Raw genomic sequence first — 18,052 nt, forward strand, 5'->3', positions numbered from 1 at the left:
TTCCTTTCTTTACATACTTCTAACACAACGTACATATTTTTTCTTATGTCTACTATCGAAATATGCTGTACCACTAATAAAATGCATATAATCAGCATAAAACCATAATGTTCTCCAGTGAGCTCTTCTTGCCCAATAACCATCTGGAACATTAAATCTAAACTTTTTATTAATATAAGATCTTGAGTTTCTCTTATCTACAATTAATTTAAACTCTTCAATCTCAGGTAAACGCCAGTTTGTATATCCACTATAACTAAGATTCTCACAATATTTTATTGCTTCCTCATGAGTTAATAATGTTTTTAAAACTGAAACATTATCTATCCACATAAGTCTATTATCTACATCAATAACGACTTTAGAAGAAGTATTTCTTTTAAAATTACCTCCTAATATAAAAGAAAAAAGAAAAAGTAATATAAATAGAGTTTTCACTATTTATCCTTTATTTTATACTTTCCTTGTTGTAAGTTTCTTCTTACACTTTCATCTATAAGCTCAATTGTTATATTATACTCTTCTTTATAGATAATTCCAACCAGTTCTTTACAAACTTTTTTCTTCTCATTATTTGATTGAGAATTTTCTTTCCAATTTTCAAATTTTTGTTCATACATCTTTACAATATTTTTTTCAAATTTATTTCTTGTATAAATTAAGTAAATAACTAAAACAAATAAAATTCCAAAAGGAATAAGTAAATCAAGACTCACAGTAAACCCTTACTTCTTTATCAATTTCAAAAATATCATCAATAGAATTTGTTTTTACATTTGAAAATTTTTCTAATGCCGCTAAACTTATTTTAGAAACATCTAAAAAGCTAATTTCAGAATTTAAGAACTTAGATACAGCTACTTCATTGGCTGCATTTAAAACAACACCTAAATCAAGATTATTTAAAATAGTATCCTTAACTTCCCAAATAGGATATCTTTGTTTTTCAATTTCTCTAAACTCTAAACTTCCTACTTTTACTAAATCAACTGGTTCTAAAACTTGTTCATCGCATTTACCTAAAATTGCATATGCAATAGGAAGTTGCATAGAAGCATTTGCAATATGTGCTGTTGAACTTCCATCTTCAAAATTAACAAGTCCATGAATAAGAGATTTAGTTTCAATAACTGCATTCAAATTTCTTGTATCAAATAACCATGCTGCTTCCATAAGCTCAAACATTTTATTTGTCATAGTTGCAGAGTCTATTGTGATTTTATTTCCCATTGACCAATTTGGATGACTTAATGCTTCTTTTATAGAAACTTTTTCTAGTTTTTCAAGGGGATAATCTCTAAAAGAACCACCACTTGCAGTAATTGTCATTGATGAGATCTTTTTATCTTGTAGTAAATACCAAAGAGCAAAATGTTCTGAATCAATAGGGCTTAAGTGAGTTTGATCAATAAATTTTCCAGCAACAACCAAAGACTCTTTATTTGCTAAGGCAATCTTTTTTCTACACTCTATTGCTTTTAATGTTGGACGAAGTCCTAAAAAACCAACAAGAGCATTTACAACTGTTTTTGAGCTTGACTCTTCTATTGCTTTTAAAATATCATCTTGCCCAAAACCTACATTGTGGTGTTTTACTTTAGAAATATCCTCTTTTCTTGATATCACAACCATCTTAGGATTAAATCTTTTGATCTGTTTATTTAATAATTCAATATTTGTTCCTGCTACTAAAACCTCAACATCTAAGTTAAACTTATTTGCAATATTTAAAGTATTTACTCCTATTGAACCTGTAGAACCAAGAACTATCAAATTACTGCTCTTAAAACTATTAACATTACAATTCCACCAAAAAGATATCCATCAGTTCTATCTAAAATCCCTCCATGTCCAGGAAGAATATTTCCACTATCTTTTACTTTTGCAAGTCTTTTTAAGTATGATTCAAAAAGATCTCCAAAAACTGAAGCTAAAGAGACAAGAATAGAAATAATAATTGCACCTGTTAATGAAATATTTTCAAGAGAAAACAATATACCCAAAATAGTAGCAATAAATACACCACCAATTACACCTTCGATTGTTTTATTGGGACTTGTTTCACAAAATTTAGTTTTACCAATACTTCTCCCAATAAAATAAGCACCAACATCGGCACCAGCTACAATTACAAGTAACCATAATAAAGAAAGAATTCCATACTCATTATAAAGAGCTAAAAGAAACAAAAAAGAAGCAGTTGGATATAAAAGTGGGAAAAATAGCTTTCTATTTATTTTTGCTTTATAAGCAATGAGAGAAGCGTAAACAAGGGCTAAAAGAAAAACTAAATCTTCAGCAGATGGATAAAAATAAGCTAAAAACCATACAATTCCAGTATATACATATACAGAATCACTTTTCATTTTATACAATTTCATAGATTCATTAATAGATATAACAAGCAATATTCCAAAGAAAAGCCACATTATAAAAAATGAGTCTATATAACCAATAACTAATACTGCTAATATTAATGCAATACCTGTTTTTATACGTGTAGAACTGGATTTTATTATTTCATTCATGATTGGCCTAATATTTAAATGTAATATTTTAACATTTTATCTCTTGGTAATAAATAATAAGCTTTACCTTAGAAATAACCTGCTGAAAAGACTCCATGTTTTGATTCCGAATTTAAAGTACATAAAGAATAAATAACTTTTTGTTTTTTTTCACTATTAGTGTAAAAAATCTTAGTTTTTGTTTTTACACCTACTGCTGCTAAGTCAAAATTTGAATTATTTATTTCAATAGGTTTATCTATTATTATGCTTGTTGCAGTCATTTGAACTTCTGAATTAATAATAAAACTACTCTTTTTTAAATCTAGTTTTGAATTTAAAATATCAACTTTAGAATTATCTATAATCAACTCTTCAATAAAAGCATCTTTTATATCTATTTCTTTACTATCATGAATTTCTACTTTTTTAAAGTAACCCTTTAAAACTCTATTCTCATCATTTCTAATTACAATTTCTCTAGATGATGGCTCTATTTTAGTATCTTTTTTTATATATCTTTTTGTTTTTAGATGTTTTTTTAACAACCTTAAATAGATATCAAAGTTGTCTATCATTGGAGTATGTTTTGAGTCTTCAATAATTTCTAGTTTAGAATTTTTAATTAATTTATTTAAAGCATACCCTGTTCTAAGAGGTGCTGTTTTATCATCTTTCCCCCATATTATTAAAGTTGGTACTTTAATCTTCTGTGGAATGGTAGAAAAATCTTCTTCAGCTAAAGCCATTGCAGCAATTGTATTGGGATTTGAACGAAATATAACTTTTCGTGAAACTTTAGAATTTAGCATAGTATCCACTTCAAAGGGTATAATAGAATCTATCACTTGTGGAAGTTCAGACACAAAATCAGAGATAGCATCACTTTTAACTTTCTCTTTAACTTTGTATTTAAGCAAAAATTCTGAATAAGCAGCTTTATGTAAAATACCTGCTGCATCTATAAGCGTTAAACTCTTTACTCTTTCTTGATGAGTACTTGTATATTTTAAACTAATACTAGCTCCCATGGAGTGTCCTACTAAATGAAAAGGTTTATCAATAAAGTTATCTATTAGAGTATCTATAAAACCTACATATCTTTTAGGAGAATATAATTGGTTGGATTTATCTGATTTTCCAAAACCTGGTAAATCAAATATCAAAATATAGTAATCTTTTTTTAAAGCTTCAACTGATTCAAGCCAAATAGATGAAGCCTCTTTTCCTAAACCATGAACAAAAACTATTGCTTCATTTTTAGGATTGCCATAAGTTTCTACATAACTTACTTCATTAAAGATTGGTTCTTTAATAAACTGGGCATTTAAACAATAAATAAAGAAAGAAAATGTGAAAAGAAACTTTTTCATTACTCTTGTATCATTACTGTTAAAACACCTGTTGCATAATTTGTATTCTCTGATAAATCAAAAACATTAAAAGAGAATTCACAAACAGCGCCAAACTCTAAATTCTTTTCTACTTTAATTATATAATCTAAAGTATCTGGTTCTTTATTTAGTTTTACTTCTCTTACTGATACTAAAAAACCGATTTTCGCTTCTTTTTCTTGTGAAAATCCTGCAGAACTTTGAGCTGCTGCTTCAAAAAGCATTGGCAATGTTGGTAAAGAAGTAAATTCACATTTTACTTTTATAAACTCTTTATTTACTTCCAAAAGTTCTTTTGCAAATTTTATTGGTTCTTGATGAGGGATATTCATAGTTTCACCTCTATAATATTTTTTTGATTTTCATTGAACTGTTTTGCATATGATAAAAGTTCTTTTACAGACTCTGGACACTTAGTATTATCATCTTTTAAATCCATTGTTGCTTCTTCTTTAGTAAGTTTTACTTTTAAAGCAACTGCAACTTCAAGAAAATCAGTACACTTATTTACTTGCTCAATATTTTCAATATTCATAGTTTCAGTAACCACTAATAAAATTTCATCCCCATCTAATGCTTTTATAGCTCCCATTTTTAGAAGCCTATTAGAAGTATTGTCTCCACAAGAGATAGTCAAGATTTCACTTTCATTTTTTTCTAAAATTGAAGCATAAGATACAGGAGTATTATAAACAGAGTTTTGAAAACCTGTAGGAGAGATTCCCTCTTTATTTAAAATTGCATTTAAAATATTTGCAGTTGCAGGAAGTTCACCATATGCACTTCCATACATAATTCTTCCTTGTTTAAAATCAACTTTATCCATAAGCTCTACTGTTAACTTAGAGGCTCTTGTTAACCTTCTTCTAAATACCATCTTAGGAACTAAAGCTTTTGTATTTAGATCTTCAACTTGTGTAGGAGCTAATAAAAATGCTGCATTTAAAATCTCTAAATTAATTGTCATTACTTAGTCCTAAAAGAATACTTGTATTGTTTCCACCAAAGGCAAATGAGTTAGAAAGTACATATGAAACTTCTTGTTTTAATGGTTCATTCGTAAATGAAATATCTTCTCTTTCAACATCTTTGATATTTTTTGAAGGTGGTATTATCTGTTTTTGTAAACTCATACAAGCAATAACAGCTTCAATAGCTCCAGCAGCTCCTAAAGTATGTCCTGTAAAAGATTTTGTTGAACTAACATAAGGTTTTGAAGTATCAAATACCAATGAAATTGCATTTAACTCTGAAGAATCATTTGCCATAGTTCCTGTACCGTGGGCATTGATATAAGATATTTTTTCTTTATTTATTTTTGCATCATTAATGGCATTTTGCATTGCTTTTGCAGCACCTAAACCTTCAGGGTGAGGCTGAGTCATGTGGTGACCATCTGAACTATATCCTGCTCCACATATTTCGACACTTTTTGAATCTTCTTTTTCATCTTGGATTAAAAGAACTGCAATAGCTTCAGCTACATTCATTCCTTCTCTATTCTTTTCAAAAGGTGTGCAAGGTTTTGATGATAAAACACTTAGTGCTGAAAACCCACAAACAGTAGTATAAGATAAAGCATCTACGCCAACTACTAAAACATTTTTATAAATACCTTTATTTATTACCTCTTTTGCATAACCTAATGCATTTGCACTAGAAGTACAAGCTGTAGAAAAAGAGATGTCATCATAAAAAGTGAAATCTTGTTTTAGATGATAAGCAATTGCATCAATTGGATGTTTTTTATAATCAATATTTTCGTAACTTGAATCTTTAAAAAAAACTTTTTCTGTTTCATTCATTCCACCAACAGAAGAGCCAATTATAAGTAAAGTATTATTGTAGTTTTCTAGATTAGAGTTTGTAAGTACTTTGTTTACTGTTTTTGTAAGTAAGTCATTAAAAGGTAATTTTGAATCAATTTTTCCAATTGCAACACTTCTATCTTGAACATAAGAATTATCAATTGAAATACAATCTTTTTTTTCGCAGATTGAAGCGAAAAGCTGTTGGGAATCAAGTCCAGCACAGCTTACTGCTTCAAAACTATTTATATATGCCTTTTTATTTGTTATCATTAATATATTTTAATAAGTTCTCTACTGATGCGAAAATTTCATTATACTGCTCTGGGTTTTGAATTTTTACACCATACTCTTTTTCAATAATTAATACTAATTCAATTGAATCAACTGAATCTAAACCTAAACCCTCATCACCAAAAAGTGCATCTGCATCTTCAATATCTCCAACTTCAATATCTTCAAGTTTTAAACCATCAATCAAAACTTGCTTAAATTCATTGCTTGAAATTGCCATTAATTTTATACCTCTTTTAGTCTATTTTATTATTATATTATATTATTTTAGCCCTTTTAGACATCTTATATAGATGTTTAAACCATTGAAATAAGGGCATCGATTTTTTGTTTTGAACTTCTAACAAAGTAGTTATCTTCATCCCAAACATATCCAGAAAGAATTGAAGCTACTGATTGTTTTATCTTTTCAGCTTTATTTGGAGCATAGAAAATTTTTCTTAATTTTCCTTCATACCAAGCATAAACAAATTCTCTAAATACATTAATTCCAATCATCATATAATCTTCATAATCTTTTTGCCAATCTACTTTTTCACCATTTAATTCTTTAATAATTAAATCCCCAACTCTATCAGAAGACTCTAAAGCAAGAGTAACACCAGAAGAGAAAACTGGGTCTAAAAACTCAGTTGCATTTCCACTTAATGCAAAACCTTTTCCATGCATAGTTTTAATTGCTGATGAGTAACCATTAATAACTCCTACAGGTCTTAATTTCTTTGCATCTTTGTATTTTTCTTTTAAGTATTCGTGCTCATTGATTACTTTATCAAAGAATTCTTCAAGACTAAGACCTGTTTTCTCAAAGTATGTTTCTTCACAAACGACACCAATTGATGTTACTCCATCACTAAAAGGAATTCCCCATAACCATGCTTTATTATCATCATGAATTACAATATCAATAAAACCTTCATTATCACCTTTTCTTCTTGTTTCACCTTCAACTCTTGTGAAAATTGCATTTCTAAGTCTTAAATCTGATGGGATATCTAAATCTAAAAGTTTAGGTAATACTCTTCCATATCCAGAGGCATCTAATACAAATCTTGCTTTAAATACTTTTTCTTCACCATTTTCATCTGTTGCAGTAACTTTGTTATTGTCATTATCATAAGCAATTACTTCATACTTATGTCTAACATCTGCTCCCCGTTTTTTAGCAGTTCCTAAAAGAACATTATCAAACTCTTCTCTTTTTACTTGATAACTTGTTCCCCATTTTTGACCTAAGTTATTTCTAAAATCAATTAGCTCTTCTTGTTTTTTTTCATCAATAAAAATTGCACCTGGCTTTAGCATAAAACCTTGCTCTTCAATAACATCAATTAAACCATTTTTCTCTAAAATCTCATTACATCTTGGAAGTAGTGATTCTCCAATAACAAACCTAGGAAACTCTAACTTTTCTAATATTATTACACTAAAGCCAGCTTTTAATAATTTACACGCAGCAACAGAACCACTAGGTCCCCCACCAATAACCAACACATCACAATTTTCTTCCATTAAGTCCTCCAAGAAGTAATACAAATAACTTTTTCTTATTATATACTTAGTTTACTTTTGATACAATTGAATCTAATATTTGTATAAACAAGGTAATAAGTAATTGAACAATTTATATAGTTTTAATGTTCTAAAAAAAGAGAATGACTATACTGAAATAGAAGTATTATTTGCAGACAAAAGTCATGAAATTTTCAAAGCTCACTTTCCTGATAATAGTTTACTTCCAGGATTTCTTCAAATAGATATCATAAGTGAAATTTTATCAATCAAAGTTATAGAAATAAAAAAAGCTAAATTTTTACAAGCAATTCTTCCAAAAGATAAAGTTACTTATTTTGTAAAGATAAAAGATAAAACTTTTAATGTAAAAGTCGAAAAAGAAAATAAAAAATGTAGTGAGTTCTCCATTGTACAAAAATGATATTATCATAGTTGTTCCTACTTTCAACAATCCAAAAACAATCTCAAATGTAATAAAAGATATTTTAAATCACAACTACAAAGTAATCGTTGTAGATGATGGTTCAGATATTAAAGTTTCTTGTTTAATTGAAAAAAATGAAGATGTTACTGTTTTAAGACATGAACAAAACCAAGGTAAGGGTCAAGCTATTCTTACAGGTGCAAAAAAAGCAAAAGAGCTTGGATATGAGTATTTTATAAGTATGGATGGAGATGGTCAACATCTTGCTTCAGAAATAGCAAAACTAAAAGCCTGCATAAATAGTAAAAACCAAATTGTTATGGGTGCTAGAAATTTTGAAATAGACAATGTTCCACAAAAGTCAAAAATAGGAAGAATCTTTCACAACTTTTGGATTAGATTAAATAGTGGTTATCCTATAAATGATTCTCTAACTGGTTTTAGACTTTATCCTGTTTCAATACTTGATTTAAATATCAAAACAAGAAGATTTAACTTTGAGGTTGAAGTTTTAGTAAAACATTATTGGAAACACAAAAACATTACTGATACAATAATTGAATGCTATTATCCGACTCCTGAAGAAAGAGTAAGTCACTTTGATAATTATAATGACACAATAAATATTACACTTTTACATCTAAAACTTTTTTTACAAAAGATATTTTTATTAAAAGGTATTCTTTAATGGCAACAAAGCAAAGAGTTGGTGGACCTATTGTAAAAACTCTATATTCATTTTATAAAATATTTGGATATGGAAGTGTTTATTTCTCTTTGTATTTTGTTGTTTTATATTACTTTTTATTTGCTTCAAATGTAAGGAAATCTTTAAAGCAATACTATAAAAATATTGGTGAAGAGTTTTCAAATAAAAAATATTTTAAACACCTATTTAACTATGCCCTAGCTACCTCTGATAGATTTATCTCAAAGGCAAACCCAGAAATATATAACTTCATAAACCAAAATAGAAATGAACTACTAAATGAGTTAAAAAATGGTTCTATTCTTCTATCAAACCATTTTGGTGGTTGGGCAACAGCAAGTAATTATTTTAAAGATGACAATATTAAAATAAATATAATTATGAATGAAGCTATGATAAAAAATGCAAGTGAATTTGAACAAGTTATAGATAAAAAAAATGATAAAAATGTAAACATCATCGACCTGTCAAAGGGTGATATTGCTACATCAATTTCAATTGGAAATGCTTTACTAAATAATGAAGCTGTTGCTTTAATGGGTGATAGAGCTATAAACAAAAAACACCTACACAAAATCTCTTTCTTTAAAAAAGATGCAAACTTTAATAAAAATCCATTTCTTATTGCATATAAAACAAAAAAACCTATTATTGCACTTTTTGTTGTTTTAAAAAAGAAAAAAACTTACGAAATGATATTTGAAAGAATTAATATAAATACCAATAAAAAGGAAAATGAAGCTGTAGAAGAGGCTATGCAAAGGTATGTAAAACTATTAGAGAAAACTTTAAAAGAACACCCTTTACAATGGTTCAATTTTTACGATTTCTGGGAGGACAAATGAAATTAATAATTGACAAGAGACATATTAGTCTTAAAGAGATTGTGAATGCATCTAGCGTTGAGATCTCAAATGATGAAAAGTTTATAACTTTTATTAACCATACTCATGATTTTATGATGGATACAATCAAGCAAGGTAAACCTATTTATGGAATTACAACTGGATATGGAGATAGTGGTAAAAACTATGTAGATTATGATGATGCTGCAAAACTTCAAACAAATCTATTTAGATTTCACGGTTGTGGAATAGGTAAAAACCTATCTTACGAAGTATGTAAATATGCAGTTATTTGCAGAACTATCTCATTAAGTAAAGCAAGATCTGGGGTTTCTATGAACCTCTTACATAGACTTGAAATGTTAATTGAAAAAGATATTATTCCAGTTATTCCAAGTCAAGGTTCAGTTGGAGCAAGTGGTGACTTAACTCCACTATCATATATTGCAGCAGTTATTGCAGGAGAGAGAGAAGTTTACTATAAAGGTGAAATTAAACCTGCTATTGAAGTTTATAATGAACTTAATATAGAACCGTACTCTTTTGAACCTAAAGAAGCCTTAGCAATTATGAATGGAACAACTATCATGAGTGCTATTGCTTTAAAAGCGATTGAAGAGTTTGAAATTATTTTAGACTCTATGGAATCATATGTTGCTGGTATGTTTGAGGTTTTATTAGGAGATGATACTCCTGTTGCTGATTTTGTTCATGATTCAAAACCATTTGATGGACAAATTGCATCTGCAAAAAATATTAAAAACAAGATTTCTGGTTCAAAGTTAACTCATGGAAGAGATGATAGATATGATAAATTCTTTGCAGATAATAATTTAAATATTCAAGATACTTACTCTATGAGATGTGCTCCACAAGTTCTTGGTGTAATTAGAGATAATCTTGATATTTCTAAAAAATGGGTTGAGACTGAAATCAATTCAGTAAATGACAATCCATTAATTGATGGAGAAAATCAAAAGATTTATACTTCTGGAAACTTCTATGGTGGATATGTAGCTCACGCTATGGATACACTAAAAATTTGTGCTGCAAACTTAGCTGACTTACTTGATAAAGAGTTTGCCTTACTTGTTGATCACAAATTTAATAGAGGATTAGGTGAAAACTTAAAACTTTCAAAAGAGCCATTTTTCCATGGATTTAAAGCTATGCAAATTAGTCTTAGTTCATTAAGTGCCGATGTTATTAAAAATACAACTGCAGCTTCTATTCACTCAAGACCAACGGAATCACTAAACCAAGATAAAGTATCTATGGGTACAACTGCAGCAAATGACTTTGCAAAAATGATGCCAGAACTTCACAATATGCTTTCTATTGCCTTTATTGGTATGGCACAAGCAGTTGATATTAGAGGGAAGGAACAAGTATCTGCTCACCTAAGAAAAATCTATGATGCAACAAGAGAGATTGTAGAGCCTTTACTTGAAGATAGAAGAATGGATATTGATATAAAAAATATCAATAAATTAATAAAAGAAGCTAAATTTATATAAAGAGTTTATTGTGGGAATAAAAAAAGTATTAGTAACAGGAGCAACAGGTTCTATTGGTGAAGCTATCGTAAAAGAGTATGCAAATAATGGTTACTTTGTATATGTTCATTATAATAGTAACAAAGAGAAAGCCCAAGCTATTTTAGACTCAATAGAACTTGGAGAGTTAATCACTTTTAATATGCAAGACAAAGAGGATATTAAAGCTACTTTAGAAAATATTTCTGTTGATGTTTTAGTAAATAATGCTGGAATTATCAAAGACAATCTATTTTTCTTTATGGAAGATGAGCAATGGGAAGATGTAATAAATACTAACCTTTCAGGGATGTATCATGTTACAAAAACTATCTCTAGAAATATGATGATGAACAAAAAAGGAAGTATCGTAAATGTAGCTTCTGTTTCTGGTATCTCTGGAAATGCTGGGCAAGCCAATTACTCAGCTTCTAAAGGTGGAGTAATAGCTTTCACAAAAACTTTAGCAATTGAGCTTGGAAGATATAATATTAGAGTAAATGCAATAGCTCCAGGTATCATAGAATCAGAGATGATAGAGAACATTCCAAATAGTAAAGAATTAAAAAAAGCTATTCCTTTAAATAGATTTGGAAAGCCAGAAGAAGTAGCAAAATGTGCTTACTTTATAGGAAATGATGCTACTTATGTAAGTGGTGAAGTTTTAAATATCAGTGGAGCAATGGTTAGGTAAGAATGAACCTAATTATCTCACTGCTTTATGCACCAATAGTATTTATATCACTTAAATATTTTGATATTACAAAAGTAAGTTTTGTAATATTTTGTTTAAGTACTCTTTGGTTCATAATAGTTTTTAAAAGAGGCTATAAAGAGTATTTATATCCTCTTTTATATATTTGTATCTCTATTTTGGCTTTTTTCTTAAAAGAGTTCTTACTTTTAAAAACTATACCCTTTTTAATTTCAAGTTTTATTACAGCAATAATGTTTATTTCATATATTAATAAAAAGTCTATTATTCTATTTTTTGCTAAAAAATTTTCTAAAAAAGAGTTTAGTAAAAAAGAAGAAGAGTATATTCATAAGTCAACTCTTTTTTGGTTTTTTACTTCTTTAATAAATGCTATAATTCATCTTGTTATTCTTTTTAATACAAATATGGATTATTGGATTTATTATAGTTCTATTGGCTGGTACTTTATTTTTATTTTTGCAGGAGTATTACAGTTTTTACATAGAAAATTTATTTTTTTAAAGGATTCAAATGATTAAAGCACTATTTCTTACTCTTTTTGCTATAAATATATTTGCACAAACTATTCATTTTGAAGAATCTAAATATATAGATGCTTTAGATACAAGTACTAAAAAAACTGGTTATATAAACTTTAAAGAAGACTCTATTGAAACTTCATATGAAAATAGTGATGAAGTTTTGCTATTTCAAGAAGATACTCTTTTTATAAAGAAAAAAGATGAAACTGTAGAGATTGATTTAAATAGAGATATGCCTAAAAAGATATATTATACTCTACTTGAAGCTATTTATTTAGATGATATCTCAAACTTAGAACTATACTTTGAAATAGAACAAAAAAATGATGAAGTATTTCTAAAACCTAAAAGTATTGTTGCAAACTATATAAAAAGTATTAACTATAAAAAGAATAAAAAATTAGAATATCTTCATATAAATATGTTAAACAATGATAGGATAAGCATTGAGCAAATTGATTAAACTATCAAATTTCTTTATCTTTTCTATTGTTCTATTAGCTCTTTTTTTATCAAATAGCTATACAAATATTTCAAATAGTATTTTATCAATTTTACCAGATTCACAAAATAAACAAATCCTACAAGCCTACACAAAGTACTCTGACTCAAAAACTCTTTTTGTATCTTTTGAAAAACTTTCTAAACTAGAAATCAAAAACATAGAGAAAGAGCTTTTAGATATAAAAGGTTTACACAAAGAAAATACTGTAGATAAAAAAGCTTTATTAGAGTATCAAGAAAAGTATCAACTTTTTTTAAAAAATTTAGATGAAAAAAGATTGGAAAGTATAGAGATAAAAGAAGAATTATTAAAGATACAAAACTCTTTGCTAAACTCTTTTTTCCCAGTTTTAATAAATAAGCAAGACCCTTTAAATCTTTTTGAAAAAACAAGACATGGAAAGATAAACAAAAATATAAGAGTTTATACCTTTGATAAAACAATAAATAGTCTTGCTAAATATAAAGAAGTTTATTCAAAAATAAAAACAATAGAAAATAAATATAAAAAAATCAAAACCTTTAGTACAATTTTCTATTTTGTGGAAAACTCCCAAGCTATAAAAGATGATGTAAACAAAATCATAATATTTGCTTTTTTGATTTTACTAACACTATATATTTTTATTCTAAGAAATATTCCTTTACTTTTAAATACTCTAACAACACTTGCTACCTCAGCTATTATCTCTACCCTTGTTGTTACTACTATTTTTAGTGAGGTTTCTATCTTTGTATTAGTATTTGGTTTATCAATTAGTACAGTTGCAATTGATTATATGTTTCACCACTATATGCATGGTCACTATGTGAAAAAGAAAGAGTTTAACAAAGAAGTGTTTTTTGGCTTTTTAACAACTATTATTGCTTTTATTGCTATTAGTTTTATCTCTTTTTCTTTGATTACGCAAATAGCTATTTTTACAATTATATCTCTTACTACTTCATATCTTCATTTTAGTTTTTTATATCCAAAGATTGGTTTTACATTAAAACAAAACAAAAAAACAAATAATATTAAAGTTAAGATTGATAGATTTTATATTCTTCTATTCTCTTTTACAGCTATTGCCTTTTCACTAACTAATATCTCTTTTGATACAAACTTACGGAACCTTGATTATCAAAATGAAAAACTTGATAAGTTAAACTTTTTCTTTCAAAAAAAGTTAGAACAAGAAAACAAAGTTGCCCTATTGATTGAAACTACTTCAATAAAAGATTTAATGAAAAAATATCAAAAAATCAAACAAACTATTCCTTCTTTAGACTCTTCACTTGATTTAATCATTACAAAAAAGAAATATGAAAAGACAAAAGAGCTTTTAACTAGTGAAAAAATTAAAGAATTAAAAAAAGAGTTAGAACTTCAAGCTTCTAATTTAGGATTTAAAAAAGAGTATTTTAAAGAGGCTTATACAGAAAAAGAGCTTCCAAACTATAGTTTTAAAAAACTAAAAGAGATAAAAATAAACTACTTTAAATACAAAGAAAAAAACTATGTATTTTTAGCCCTTGATATCAAAGATTATGAAAAAATTAAAATCCTAGAATTTGTAAAACCCCTTAGCATTAAGTTTCTATTTGAAAATTCCCTACAAAAAGTAGAACAAAAAATTTTAGTACTTGGAATTATCGCTTTAGTTTTAATCATTTTAATGCTTTTATTTATTACAAAAAAGAAATTTGTTTTTGCACTTACTTTTTTACTATTCCCTTTATCTTTAATTCTTTTATACTCTAACTTTGTAGCATTTAACATCTTACATATTTTTATGATGTTTATTATTTTAGCAATTAGTATTGATTATGCTATTTACAGTTCTAAAAGCTTAGATATAAATACAAAAAAAGCTATACTTTACTCCCTTCTTAGTACATTTGCAGGATTTGGAGTACTAATATTTAGCAAAATAAATTCACTTTACTCTATTGGAATAGTTGCAACAATTGGAGTTTTAGCTATTGTATTTTTACTAATATTTTTAAAAAGGTCACCAAATGAAGATTGAAGTTTATAACGATAATGGAACTATTACAACTCACAATATAAATAAAAAAGATTTTTCAAATAGTTCTTTACAAAATCATTTAGGGTACATTAATTCAAAATCCAAAGAACAAAATGCCTTAAATATTATCAAAGCATATTTCAATGACTCAAAAATCATTTTATTTGATGAAACAAACCAGATGTTAAAAGAAAAACTTGATGAACTAAATATTAAAGAGTTTTTACACAATGAAAAGATAAATACTATTTTTGATGAAAAAGATTTTTCAATGATGTTTTTTACAAGTGGAAGTACTGGAAATCCAGTAGGTGCTTTAAAAACAAAAAAACATCTTGAAGAAGAAGTTGAAGTTTTAACAAAACTATTTGAGAAAAGAGAGATAAAAAAAGTCATTCTAACTGTGCCATTTATCCATATTTATGGAATGTTATTTGGTCTTTTATATCCACTTTTAAATGATATTGATATTATTTTAAAAGAACACTTTTTACCAAATGATTTACTAAATTTAATTGATGATAATAGTTTAGTTGTAACTACTCCACTTTATATAAAAGCTTTAAATAAAATCTCACAAGAAAAAGATTTATCAAAAGCTACCTTTGTTAGTTCAACAGGACCACTTGATTCACAAAATGCAAAAGAGTTTAGTGAAAAGTTTAATACAGATGTTATGCAAATTTTTGGTTCAACTGAAACAGGTGGAATTGCTTATAAACTAAATGATGAAATTTTATGGACTGCTATGCCTAAAGTTGAAATTCAAACAAATGAGCAAAATGAATTAAAAGTCATTTCACCTTTTGTTTCAACAACTATTTATGAAAATAGTTTTAAAGATATAAATGGAGTTATGCAAACTTTTGATTATATTGAAAAAGAGAATGAGAAGTTTAAACTTGTAGGTAGAAGCTCACAGATTTTGAAAATTGCAGGGAAAAGATACTCTACTATTCAAATAGAAAATATTTTAGAAGAGGAAAAAGAGATAAACAAAGCCTTAGTTTTTGTAAGTTCTGATAATAATTCTTTAAGGGGTGAAGTTTTAGATATTACACTAGAAAGTACTAAAGAGTTCACAGGAAGAGAGATAAAAAAGATTTTACAAAGTAAACTTTCTAATCTAAAGTTTTCACTGACACTAAAGCATGTGGACAAAATACCAATTTCAAGTGTTGGTAAAAAGTTGAAAATAAACTAATAGTTTGCTATACTTCGCAAAATACGGGGAAAAGATATTTAATGTCAATAGTTATAAAAAATCTATGTAAATCCTATAAGGGAAATCTTGTTTTAGATAATCTAAATTTAGAAATAAAGCAAGGCTCTTTATTTGGTTTATTAGGTCCAAATGGAGCAGGAAAAACCACTTTAGTATCTATATTAAACTTTTTAGTTCCAAAGGATTCAGGAACAGCTTTAATTGATAATATGGATTTAGATAAAGAAGAAAACAAAATAAAATCTATTTGTAGTATTGTTCCTCAAACTTATGCATTTTATCCAAAACTAACTGCCTTTGAAAACTTAGAGTTTTTTGGAAGTCTTTATGGACTAAGAAAAGAAGCCCTAAAAAAAAGAATTGAATACTGTATTGAAGTAACTTCTTTAGAAAAATATATAAATAAACAAGCCCACACTTTTTCAGGTGGCTTAAAAAGAAGATTGAATATTGCTATTGGTTTATTAAATAGTCCAAAAATTTTATACCTAGATGAGCCAACAGTTGGAATTGATCCACAATCAAGAAAATATATTTTAAATGTTATTAAAAAAATCAATGAAAAAGAGAAAACTACTATTATTTATACTTCCCACTATATGGAAGAAGTAGAATTTTTATGTGATGAAATAGCTATTTTAGATAAGTCAAAAATCATTTTACAAGAGAAAAAAGAGAATTTGCTACATAAGAATTCAATTATAAAAATAAAACTTTTAGATGAAGTTATAGAAGTTGATACAAAAGATGGTTTTGATAACTTTACTAAGATGATTGCAAAATTAGAAAAAGAGAATAAAAGAATAGAAAATATTGATTTTGGATATAAAAATCTTGAAGATATGTTTTTAAATTTAACAAAACAGGATTTAAGAGACTAATGTTTAAATATTTACTAAAAAAAGAGTTTACACTTATCTTTAGAGATTTACATGCTTTATTAGTATTATTTGTAATGCCTGTTATTTTTATTTTAATTATGTCATTGGCTTTAAAAAATAGTTATTCAAATAGTGTAGATACACCTTTAAAAGTTGCTATTACAAGCTCTAAAAACAACAAGTCCATCAAAACGATGATTGAAAGTATCAATGAAAACAACTTCTTCGATGCTAACTTTCTAAAAGTAAAAGATAATAAAGAGATTCTATATAAAGAAAACTATGATTTTATAATAGATATTCAAAGAAACTATATTGAAAGAATAAAACTAAATGATAAAAACTTTAAAGTATCTATTTATACTAAACCAGATAGCTCTTTACAAAAAATAGAGATTCTTAAAAAAGTTATTTCAAGTGCAAGTACAAAACTTATCTTAGAAGATTTAATGCTTGCTCAAAAAATAGATACAAAAAATGTACTTGATTTTGAGTCTAAAATACAAAACTCATATATCTATAAAAAAGATGGCTTTGAAGTAAAACCAACATCAGTGCAGCAAAGTGTTCCTGCATGGCTTGTCTTCTCTATGTTTTTTATATTAATTCCTATATCAAATACTTTTATAAACGAAAAAGCCTTTGGAACAATTGATAGAATTAGAAGTATAAATGTTTCACTCTTTCCTATTTTATTAGGAAAAATTGTTCCATACTATTTTATAAATCAAGTACAAGTAGTATTTATGATACTTGTTGGTATGTACATTGTTCCACTACTAGGTGGAGATTCCCTAGTTATACAAGGAAGTATTCCTTTGATTTTCTTAGTTTCATCTGCTGTTAGTTTTGCTTCTATCTCTTTTGCACTTTTAATTGCAAACATAGCTAAAACAACAGAAGAAGCAACAACTATCGGTGGTGTTTCAAATATTATTCTAGCAGCAATTGGTGGAATCATGGTTCCAAAATTTGTAATGCCAAAATTTATGCAAGACTTTTCAGAATACTCTCCAATGTCTTGGGGATTAGAGAGCTTCTTAGAAGTATTTGTTAGAGGTGGAAGTTTTAATGACATTTCTACTTATGTTTATAACATGATAACTTTTGCTATAATCTGTTTACTATTAGCATATATTTTACTAAAAAAGAGGAGATAA

General features: G+C 27.2%; 21 protein-coding genes. 11 read left to right on the plus strand and 10 right to left on the minus strand.

Going from position 1 to position 18,052, the window contains the following annotated elements; translation table 11 throughout:
• Window positions 1-9 precede the first annotated feature (9 nt).
• The 10 genes from CP965_RS08125 to CP965_RS08170 form a co-directional block, all read right to left on the minus strand.
• A complete protein-coding gene (locus tag CP965_RS08125; RefSeq protein ID WP_129061595.1) occupies window positions 10-438 on the minus strand; it encodes an Lcl C-terminal domain-containing protein in 429 nt (142 codons plus the stop codon).
• Window positions 438-716 carry a hypothetical protein gene (locus CP965_RS08130; RefSeq protein ID WP_129061596.1) on the minus strand — a complete coding sequence of 93 codons (279 nt, stop codon included), beginning with the start codon at window positions 714-716 and terminating at the stop codon, window positions 438-440. Before CP965_RS08130 ends, CP965_RS08125 begins: the two co-directional genes overlap by 1 nt.
• Window positions 706-1,773, minus strand: a complete 1,068-nt coding sequence (dxr, locus tag CP965_RS08135; protein WP_129061597.1) for a 1-deoxy-D-xylulose-5-phosphate reductoisomerase — start codon at window positions 1,771-1,773, stop codon at window positions 706-708. Before dxr ends, CP965_RS08130 begins: the two co-directional genes overlap by 11 nt.
• Window positions 1,770-2,528, minus strand: a complete 759-nt coding sequence (locus tag CP965_RS08140; protein ID WP_129061598.1) for a phosphatidate cytidylyltransferase — start codon at window positions 2,526-2,528, stop codon at window positions 1,770-1,772. Before CP965_RS08140 ends, dxr begins: the two co-directional genes overlap by 4 nt.
• Before the next feature lie 68 nt (window positions 2,529-2,596).
• A complete protein-coding gene (locus tag CP965_RS08145) occupies window positions 2,597-3,880 on the minus strand; it encodes an alpha/beta fold hydrolase (protein WP_129061599.1) in 1,284 nt (427 codons plus the stop codon).
• A complete protein-coding gene (locus tag CP965_RS08150; RefSeq protein ID WP_129061600.1) occupies window positions 3,880-4,233 on the minus strand; it encodes a hotdog family protein in 354 nt (117 codons plus the stop codon). The genes CP965_RS08145 and CP965_RS08150 overlap by 1 nt, the downstream gene beginning before the upstream one ends.
• A complete protein-coding gene (locus CP965_RS08155; RefSeq protein WP_129061601.1) occupies window positions 4,230-4,868 on the minus strand; it encodes a beta-ketoacyl synthase chain length factor in 639 nt (212 codons plus the stop codon). Before CP965_RS08155 ends, CP965_RS08150 begins: the two co-directional genes overlap by 4 nt.
• Window positions 4,858-5,982: a beta-ketoacyl-[acyl-carrier-protein] synthase family protein gene (locus CP965_RS08160; RefSeq protein ID WP_129061602.1), complete on the minus strand. Its 1,125-nt coding sequence runs from the start codon at window positions 5,980-5,982 to the stop codon at window positions 4,858-4,860. Before CP965_RS08160 ends, CP965_RS08155 begins: the two co-directional genes overlap by 11 nt.
• Complete coding sequence (locus CP965_RS08165) at window positions 5,969-6,223, minus strand: phosphopantetheine-binding protein (RefSeq protein WP_129061603.1); 255 nt, start codon at window positions 6,221-6,223, stop codon at window positions 5,969-5,971. Before CP965_RS08165 ends, CP965_RS08160 begins: the two co-directional genes overlap by 14 nt.
• Window positions 6,224-6,300: 77 nt before the next feature.
• The gene (locus CP965_RS08170) at window positions 6,301-7,515 is read right to left on the minus strand and encodes an NAD(P)/FAD-dependent oxidoreductase (RefSeq protein ID WP_129061604.1); all 1,215 of its coding nucleotides are present in this window, start codon (window positions 7,513-7,515) and stop codon (window positions 6,301-6,303) included.
• Window positions 7,516-7,618: 103 nt separating this feature from the next.
• On the opposite strand from CP965_RS08170, the gene CP965_RS08175 reads away from it, so the two are divergent.
• From CP965_RS08175 to CP965_RS08225, 11 genes are read left to right on the plus strand one after another with little or no spacing between them, the layout of a single operon-like run.
• Window positions 7,619-7,939, plus strand: a complete 321-nt coding sequence (locus tag CP965_RS08175) for a hotdog family protein (RefSeq protein ID WP_129061605.1) — start codon at window positions 7,619-7,621, stop codon at window positions 7,937-7,939.
• A complete protein-coding gene (locus CP965_RS08180; RefSeq protein WP_129061907.1) occupies window positions 7,926-8,630 on the plus strand; it encodes a glycosyltransferase family 2 protein in 705 nt (234 codons plus the stop codon). Before CP965_RS08175 ends, CP965_RS08180 begins: the two co-directional genes overlap by 14 nt.
• The gene (locus CP965_RS08185; RefSeq protein ID WP_129061606.1) at window positions 8,630-9,496 is read left to right on the plus strand and encodes a lysophospholipid acyltransferase family protein; all 867 of its coding nucleotides are present in this window, start codon (window positions 8,630-8,632) and stop codon (window positions 9,494-9,496) included. The genes CP965_RS08180 and CP965_RS08185 overlap by 1 nt, the downstream gene beginning before the upstream one ends.
• Complete coding sequence (locus CP965_RS08190) at window positions 9,493-11,013, plus strand: HAL/PAL/TAL family ammonia-lyase (RefSeq protein ID WP_129061607.1); 1,521 nt, start codon at window positions 9,493-9,495, stop codon at window positions 11,011-11,013. Before CP965_RS08185 ends, CP965_RS08190 begins: the two co-directional genes overlap by 4 nt.
• A gap of 10 nt (window positions 11,014-11,023) precedes the next feature.
• Entirely contained in the window at window positions 11,024-11,725 is a 702-nt protein-coding gene (gene fabG, locus CP965_RS08195) for a 3-oxoacyl-ACP reductase FabG (protein WP_228712695.1), read from the plus strand.
• Window positions 11,726-11,727: 2 nt separating this feature from the next.
• Complete coding sequence (locus tag CP965_RS08200) at window positions 11,728-12,267, plus strand: hypothetical protein (RefSeq protein WP_129061608.1); 540 nt, start codon at window positions 11,728-11,730, stop codon at window positions 12,265-12,267.
• Window positions 12,260-12,733, plus strand: coding sequence for a hypothetical protein (locus CP965_RS08205; protein ID WP_129061609.1), 474 nt, complete (start codon window positions 12,260-12,262; stop codon window positions 12,731-12,733). Before CP965_RS08200 ends, CP965_RS08205 begins: the two co-directional genes overlap by 8 nt.
• The gene (locus CP965_RS08210; RefSeq protein WP_129061610.1) at window positions 12,717-14,786 is read left to right on the plus strand and encodes an MMPL family transporter; all 2,070 of its coding nucleotides are present in this window, start codon (window positions 12,717-12,719) and stop codon (window positions 14,784-14,786) included. Before CP965_RS08205 ends, CP965_RS08210 begins: the two co-directional genes overlap by 17 nt.
• The gene (locus tag CP965_RS08215) at window positions 14,776-15,990 is read left to right on the plus strand and encodes an AMP-binding protein (RefSeq protein WP_129061611.1); all 1,215 of its coding nucleotides are present in this window, start codon (window positions 14,776-14,778) and stop codon (window positions 15,988-15,990) included. The genes CP965_RS08210 and CP965_RS08215 overlap by 11 nt, the downstream gene beginning before the upstream one ends.
• Before the next feature lie 41 nt (window positions 15,991-16,031).
• Complete coding sequence (locus CP965_RS08220; protein ID WP_129061612.1) at window positions 16,032-16,892, plus strand: ABC transporter ATP-binding protein; 861 nt, start codon at window positions 16,032-16,034, stop codon at window positions 16,890-16,892.
• Entirely contained in the window at window positions 16,892-18,052 is a 1,161-nt protein-coding gene (locus CP965_RS08225) for an ABC transporter permease (protein WP_129061613.1), read from the plus strand. Before CP965_RS08220 ends, CP965_RS08225 begins: the two co-directional genes overlap by 1 nt.

Source organism: Halarcobacter mediterraneus, assembly GCF_004116625.1.
GTDB lineage: Bacteria > Campylobacterota > Campylobacteria > Campylobacterales > Arcobacteraceae > Halarcobacter > Halarcobacter mediterraneus.

Excerpts from the sequence above, each read along its gene's own strand:
- CP965_RS08150 (WP_129061600.1), bottom strand. The coding sequence starts at position 4,233 with ATGAATATCCCTCATCAAGAACCAATAAAATTTGCAAAAGAACTTTTG.
- CP965_RS08205 (WP_129061609.1), top strand. The coding sequence starts at position 12,260 with ATGATTAAAGCACTATTTCTTACTCTTTTTGCTATAAATATATTTGCA.
- CP965_RS08170 (WP_129061604.1), bottom strand. The coding sequence starts at position 7,515 with ATGGAAGAAAATTGTGATGTGTTGGTTATTGGTGGGGGACCTAGTGGT.
- CP965_RS08225 (WP_129061613.1), top strand. The coding sequence starts at position 16,892 with ATGTTTAAATATTTACTAAAAAAAGAGTTTACACTTATCTTTAGAGAT.
- CP965_RS08140 (WP_129061598.1), bottom strand. The coding sequence starts at position 2,528 with ATGAATGAAATAATAAAATCCAGTTCTACACGTATAAAAACAGGTATT.
- CP965_RS08200 (WP_129061608.1), top strand. The coding sequence starts at position 11,728 with ATGAACCTAATTATCTCACTGCTTTATGCACCAATAGTATTTATATCA.
- CP965_RS08215 (WP_129061611.1), top strand. The coding sequence starts at position 14,776 with ATGAAGATTGAAGTTTATAACGATAATGGAACTATTACAACTCACAAT.
- CP965_RS08165 (WP_129061603.1), bottom strand. The coding sequence starts at position 6,223 with ATGGCAATTTCAAGCAATGAATTTAAGCAAGTTTTGATTGATGGTTTA.
- CP965_RS08155 (WP_129061601.1), bottom strand. The coding sequence starts at position 4,868 with ATGACAATTAATTTAGAGATTTTAAATGCAGCATTTTTATTAGCTCCT.
- CP965_RS08220 (WP_129061612.1), top strand. The coding sequence starts at position 16,032 with ATGTCAATAGTTATAAAAAATCTATGTAAATCCTATAAGGGAAATCTT.
- CP965_RS08160 (WP_129061602.1), bottom strand. The coding sequence starts at position 5,982 with ATGATAACAAATAAAAAGGCATATATAAATAGTTTTGAAGCAGTAAGC.
- CP965_RS08185 (WP_129061606.1), top strand. The coding sequence starts at position 8,630 with ATGGCAACAAAGCAAAGAGTTGGTGGACCTATTGTAAAAACTCTATAT.
- CP965_RS08190 (WP_129061607.1), top strand. The coding sequence starts at position 9,493 with ATGAAATTAATAATTGACAAGAGACATATTAGTCTTAAAGAGATTGTG.
- CP965_RS08145 (WP_129061599.1), bottom strand. The coding sequence starts at position 3,880 with ATGAAAAAGTTTCTTTTCACATTTTCTTTCTTTATTTATTGTTTAAAT.